Here is a 5,705-nt window from a genome sequence, read left to right on the forward strand (position 1 = left end):
GGCCCATACCCCGCCAGCACCAATTTCGGCGCCACCTCGGTCGGCACGCTGTCGATCCGCCGCTTCCTGCGCCCGGTCTGCTACCAAAACCTGCCCGAAGCCCTGATGCCGCGAGATCTCGCCTGACAACGCGGTCGGACCGCCCCGTGGTCCGACCTCGCCTGCATCAACACTTGGACTCCACATCTGCCATCGGATACGTGGCTGCGGCCGAGCTAGCGGCGCGGCATCGTCAGCCTGCCGCGTTCAGCTTGACGGGCACCTTTTTCGTCGGCTCGTCAAGCGACGGCGATTGTCGCGCGTTGTCGGCAGATCGCGTGAGGCTGTCGTCTGGTTTGTCTTCGGTGTTTGGCGTTTGGAAGCGACTGGCGACTTGATCGTAGGTGACGAGAAACCGCTGCATCTGTCCGGCTTTATGGGGCTCATAATCTGCGGAATGCGCCCCTGCCGCTTCATCAGCTTGCGCAACAGGCGCCTTTCGGCCCCAGCATCACCGCGGCTCTGGACCAGGATGTCGAGGACGACGACTTGCGGATTGACGGCACGCCAGCGCCGATGTTCCTTGCCGTCGATCAAAATTTCACCTCGTGAAGATCCCACCCGTCGTCGGCCGCCACCAGGTTGACCGTGCCGGCCTCCATCAGGTGCGGGCCTGGTCGATTCGCCTCTGCAGCAGCCGCATGCCGTGCCCGCGGCGTCATTAGGCGGCTTGGTATGGTAGTCCGCTTTGGTTCGGCCAATCCGCAGTCGTCGCAGCCGTCAGGCCGGATAAGCAGAACTTGATCCCGAGGCCGCAGTCACCCGATCGATCTGACTTTCCTCTGCCAGTTGATTGTCGATCCCGATCGCGGAGAGGTCCGCGTGTATCCGGTCGCGGTCCTGATCCGTGACCCCCGGCGGCGCGGACCAGGCGGAATAGCAGGCTCCGATCCCGATGGCTGCAATGCGCATGATAAGGAAGATCCGGCCGCCGCAGACCGCGAAATGCGCCAGCATGACGCCCTCCATGAAGGATGGGACCAGCTTGCCGGACGCGGCAAACCGCAGCGAAAGCCAATCCTGCGGCCGGACCGACCTGATGACGAGGTCGCTTCGTTCGACCAGACCGGTGGCATTGCTGGCCCAGATGACGTCGCGATGGCCGTTTAGTCCGCCTTGGCGCCGGTGCGTTCCAACAGGCTGAGGTCGCTGACGGCTTTGACATCGTGCGCCAGAAATCCCGCGCCCGTGGCCGTTCCGAGCCGACCCATAGCCCCGATGATGCCGATCGTCATGAGGCCTGCCTGTCCCGGAATTGGGCGTTGAAGCGCGCGATCTCTCTCGGTTCCGGGAGCGCACCGGTGTAGATCTGGACATAGGTCGGGATGCGGTCGAGGCGGGTCTGCAGGTCCTCCGCGGATTGCATCGAGATATAGCCGATCTGAACCAGGTAGATGGTTCGCGCCCGCACGTCCGCGGCCACTGGATCATGTCCCCAACGCTGCATCATCGTCGACAGCGCGCCGAGGCGGGTGTCGTCCGCAGCCTTGACCCTGTCCGCCACGCCCTGATCCTGAAGTGCCCAGCTGCGGATGGCGAACTCCAGCCGCGCATCGAAGGTCTTAGTCGCAAGGAAGCAGCCGATCACGTTCAGCATCGCCTCGGCCTGCGTCTCGGCATAGTGCCACGTCGCGGCAACAAGGGGCTCGGTCGTACGGGCGGCCCAGCCCTCCAGGAGGGCGGCCAGCAGCGCCTCGCGGTCTTCGAAGAACCAGTAGAAGCTCGTGCGCGACAGGTTCAGCTGCTTGGCCAGCGGCATGATCTTTACCGCGTCGACGCCGTTCTCGATCAGGGTGCGGTAGCCTGCCTCGAGCCAGCCGTCACGAGAACCCCGCCAGCCGGAAGAAGAAATGGCATGTTCGTTCATCAGCCGATCATACCGATCCTCTGACCATCCCGCAAGAAAATGTTCAGTGAAGTCTAGATGACAATCAATGAAGTTAGACTTCTTGACATACATGAACATTTCGTGGTTCATCAGCCGACCCCCCCCACGCAGGCAGTCGAAAATGTCCAACGACCCGCTTCTCCAGCCCTACCAGCTGAAGCACCTGACACTTCGCAATCGCATCATGATCACCAGCCATGAACCGGCCTATCCCGAGGATGGCATGCCCAAGGAGCGGTATCGGGCCTATCATGTGGAGCGGGCAAAGGCCGGCGTCGCACTGACGATGACTGCAGGTTCCGCTGCGGTGTCGAAGGACAGTCCGCCCGTCTTCAACAATATCCTGGCCTATCGGGACGAGATCGTCGGCTGGATGAAGCAGCTGGTCGACGAATGTCACGATCATGGCGCGGCGGTGATGATCCAGCTGACCCACCTGGGCCGCCGCACGCGGTGGGACAAGGGCGACTGGCTGCCGGTCGTGTCCCCCAGCCACGAGCGCGAGGCCTCGCACAGGGCTTTTCCCAAGCGGATGGAGGAATGGGACATCACCCGCATCATCGGAGACTTTGCTGATGCGGCGGAACGGATGAAGGCGGCGGGCGTCGACGGGATCGAGCTGGAGGCCTATGGTCACCTGCTGGAACAGTTCTGGTCGCCGCTGACCAACGACCTTGAGGCGCCCTGGGGCGGCAGCTTGGAGAACCGGCTGCGCTTCACGATGGAGGTGCTGCGTGCCATCCGCAGGCGCTGCGGCGAGGACTTCATCCTGGGCCTGCGCTATACCGGCGATCAGGTCCTGGCGGGCGGCATGACGCGCGACGAAGGCTTCCAGATCTCTCACATGCTGAAGGACAGCAAACTGGTCGATTTCCTGAACGTCGTCCGCGGTCATATCGACACTGACGCGGGGCTGACCGACGTGATCCCGGTGCATGGGATGCGCAACGCACCGCACCTGGATTTTGCCGGAGAGATCCGCAAGGCCACCGGCTTTCCCACCTTTCACGCCGCCAAGATCCCGGACGTGCCAACGGCGCGGCATGCCATTGCGTCGGGCCTTCTGGACATGGTGGGGATGACGCGGGCGCACATGGCCGACCCGCACCTGGTCCGCAAGATCATCGAGGGGCGCGAGGACGACATCCGCCCCTGCGTTGGCGCGAACTATTGCCTCGACCGCATCTACCAGGGCGGGCTGGCCTTCTGTCTGCACAACGCCGCCACCGGGCGCGAGGAGACGATGCCCCATGACGTTCCGCCCGCGCCCGAAAAGCGCCGCGTGACGGTTGTTGGGGCAGGACCCGCCGGTCTGGAGGCCGCCCGCGTCGCGGCCGAGCGCGGGCACGAAGTCACCGTGTTCGAGGCCGCCGACCGGCCCGGTGGCCAGATCCGGCTGACCGCGCTGCAGGAACGCCGGCGCGAGATGATCTCGATCATCTCGTGGCGGATGGCGATGTGCGAGAAGCACGGCGTGAGTTTCAACTTCAACACCTTTGCCGAGGTGGATAACGTGCTGGCCACCCACCCCGACGAGGTGATCGTCGCCACCGGCGGCCTTCCTCATACCGATGTTCTGGCCGAGGGGAACGACCTGGTCTGTTCGGCCTGGGACATCATTGCGGGGGATGTGAAGCCCGGACAGGACGTGCTGGTCTTCGACGACGCGGGCGACCACGCGGGCCTGCAGGCCGCCGATGCCATCGCTGCGACCGGCGCACGGGTCGAGATTGTGACGCCCGACCGCAGCTTCGCGCCCGAGGTGATGGCGATGAACCTGGTGCCCTACATGCGCAGCCTGCAGCGCCGCGACGTCACCTTCACGGTGACTTGGCGTCTGCTGTCCGTGGTGCGCGAGGGCAACCGCCTGCGCGCGACGCTTGGCAGCGACTACGGCGACATGACCTGCAAGCGGCTGGTGGACCAGGTGGTGGTGAACCACGGTACCCGCCCGCTGGACGACCTCTACTTCGACCTCAAGCCGCTGTCGAGGAACCTGGGCGAGGTCGATTACGACGCGCTGATCGCTGGACGGCGGCAAGCCGTCTTGCACAATCCCGGCAGCAGCTTCCGCCTCTACCGGATCGGCGACGCCGTGGCCGCCCGCAACACCCACGCCGCCATCCACGATGCCCTCAGACTGGTCAAGGATCTGTAGCCACGAGCGCCCCGAGACGTGCAGGCATTGCAGGTTTCTGTCCCAAATAGTCCGGCCTGAACAACTGTGTCGGACGGCCAGCGCGAAGCTCTGGCAGTGTCTTTCGCGCCAGATATTGGCCTTGGTCAGGTGAAGCAGCAGACACCAACGAACCCTCATACGGGCGAGGATCTTGCGGATGTTGTGGCCGCAGGCGCAGAGGACGGCATCGCCGATGCGGCCTTTCAGCGGGCGCCTGGCGAGGCGACCGCCTGTGTTCATGTGCCCGATCTCAGGCTCGAGGGCGCTTCGTCGCTTGATGAGCTTGGCCGATAGCGGGGGTGATGCCGCGTCTCGTGCCGCTGATCAGGACCCTGGCCGTCTCCACGCCGTGGCCGCGATAGCCGCGGCCGACCACGGCCAGAGCCGGCACCTGGCCGGTCAGGATGGCGACCTGTTCCAGCGCAGGCGCCAGGGTATGGCCGTCGTGGGGGTTGCCGGGGAAGCTGCGGGCGCCGACAGCGAGGCCTCCGTCGAGGGTTGTGGCGAGGCTGACCTTGGTGCCGAACTCGTAGCGGATGCGGGCCTTGCCCCTGGAGATGCTGTCGACCTCCGGCTCGTGCAGGGAATGGACCCTGTTCTTGCTCTGCGGCGTCTGCTCGAGCAGGCGGCCGACCAGCCAGAGCGCCTCCAGCACCCGTCCGCGCAGCGGACCTTCGGAAATGTCCTGCGAGTGGCGGCGCAGGTCCCGGCAGAGCCTTCCGGCAAAGTTCTTGATCTGGCGCAGGGCCTTGGGCATGCGCTTGAATTTTCCGGGTATGGGCATACCGCCCGACTTGAAGGGCCAGTCGCGGGGCAAGACGGGCGTAGCTCTGGCGCAGATCGATCCTGGCTTCTTTCGCCACCTCCACCAGCCGTGCGCGCGCCCGCTCGGAAGGGCCGCGCATCCGTGGGATGGGCGATGGCTTTTTCCATTCCGGTTGTGTCGACCGCGACCCGCTTCAGGCTCTTGTCGCCGACCGCGCCGGCGGCTCGGCCTGCCTCGATGGTCCCGGTCAGCAGCCATTCGACTCCTTCCTCGCCGATCCGCTTGCGCCAGCGCACCAGCGACGAGGGATCGATCGGCGGGCGGTGCCGGAAGAACGTCTCGCCGGTGAAGTGCTGATGATACGGGTTCTCGACCCAACGGGCGACGACGGCCTCGTCCGACAGCTTGAAGGCTTGCTGGCGATACATCAGCCCCGCCACCAGGCGCGGCGACGGCGCAGGCTGACCCTGATGCGAAGGGAAGAAGCGCGCGCGCCAATCCATCAGTTCCGCAAGCTTCACCAGCTGGTGGCGATCATGTCGACCAGTCGGGGGCGGAGCAGGTCATCCTGTTCAGGAGCACGAAAATGAGCTTCATCGGCGACCGGATCGCAAGGCTTCTGCCCAACGCATACGAAACTGAGCTACTCCCCGAAAATCGGACAGTGTCGGAAGCTACGACCTGACGTCTGCTGATCTCCGAGGACGAGGAAATCAGAAATGCGGAAACGCAGGAACCATGACGCGGGCTTCAAGGCGCGCGTGGCGCTGGAGGCTTTGAAGGGCGATCGCACGGTGTCGGAGCTGGCGGCCGAATACGGCGTGCATCCGACG

Annotated in this window: 6 protein-coding genes and 1 pseudogene; 2 read left to right on the forward strand and 5 right to left on the reverse strand. The window is 64.9% G+C overall.

The genetic code is table 11. From position 1 onward, the window contains the following. Positions 1-232: 232 nt before the first annotated feature. The 4 genes from OC159_RS19525 to OC159_RS19540 form a co-directional block, all read right to left on the reverse strand. Positions 233-403: a hypothetical protein gene (locus tag OC159_RS19525; protein ID WP_265502910.1), complete on the reverse strand. Its 171-nt coding sequence runs from the start codon at positions 401-403 to the stop codon at positions 233-235. 356 nt (positions 404-759) lie between these two features. Then, positions 760-996 carry a pyrroline-5-carboxylate reductase family protein gene (locus OC159_RS19530; protein WP_265502911.1) on the reverse strand — a complete coding sequence of 79 codons (237 nt, stop codon included), beginning with the start codon at positions 994-996 and terminating at the stop codon, positions 760-762. A gap of 149 nt (positions 997-1,145) precedes the next feature. Further along, positions 1,146-1,274, reverse strand: a complete 129-nt coding sequence (locus tag OC159_RS19535; RefSeq protein ID WP_265502912.1) for a hypothetical protein — start codon at positions 1,272-1,274, stop codon at positions 1,146-1,148. Further along, positions 1,271-1,906 (reverse strand): TetR/AcrR family transcriptional regulator, encoded by a 636-nt coding sequence (locus OC159_RS19540; protein WP_265502913.1) that lies wholly within the window; start codon positions 1,904-1,906, stop codon positions 1,271-1,273. The genes OC159_RS19535 and OC159_RS19540 overlap by 4 nt, the downstream gene beginning before the upstream one ends. 142 nt (positions 1,907-2,048) lie before the next feature. Here OC159_RS19540 and hpbA point away from each other — a divergent pair, with 142 nt between their 5' ends. Then, a complete protein-coding gene (gene hpbA, locus OC159_RS19545; protein WP_265502914.1) occupies positions 2,049-4,085 on the forward strand; it encodes an N-methyl-L-proline N-demethylase HpbA in 2,037 nt (678 codons plus the stop codon). A 99-nt stretch (positions 4,086-4,184) separates the two neighbouring features. Here hpbA and OC159_RS19550 read toward each other — a convergent pair. Further along, positions 4,185-5,410: pseudogene (locus OC159_RS19550) on the reverse strand (IS5 family transposase); the annotation flags it as partial. 181 nt (positions 5,411-5,591) lie between these two features. Between OC159_RS19550 and OC159_RS19555 the strand changes: the two are divergent. Beyond that, positions 5,592-5,705, forward strand: a 114-nt coding sequence (locus tag OC159_RS19555; protein ID WP_265502915.1) for a transposase, incomplete at its 3' end; no start/stop codon positions are given.

Origin of the sequence: Paracoccus beibuensis (genome assembly GCF_026162625.1) — a bacterium.
Lineage (GTDB): Bacteria > Pseudomonadota > Alphaproteobacteria > Rhodobacterales > Rhodobacteraceae > Paracoccus > Paracoccus beibuensis.

Excerpts from the sequence above, each read along its gene's own strand:
- OC159_RS19525 (WP_265502910.1), bottom strand. The coding sequence starts at position 403 with ATGCAGCGGTTTCTCGTCACCTACGATCAAGTCGCCAGTCGCTTCCAA.
- OC159_RS19530 (WP_265502911.1), bottom strand. The coding sequence starts at position 996 with ATGCTGGCGCATTTCGCGGTCTGCGGCGGCCGGATCTTCCTTATCATG.
- OC159_RS19535 (WP_265502912.1), bottom strand. The coding sequence starts at position 1,274 with ATGACGATCGGCATCATCGGGGCTATGGGTCGGCTCGGAACGGCCACG.
- OC159_RS19540 (WP_265502913.1), bottom strand. The coding sequence starts at position 1,906 with ATGAACGAACATGCCATTTCTTCTTCCGGCTGGCGGGGTTCTCGTGAC.
- hpbA (WP_265502914.1), top strand. The coding sequence starts at position 2,049 with ATGTCCAACGACCCGCTTCTCCAGCCCTACCAGCTGAAGCACCTGACA.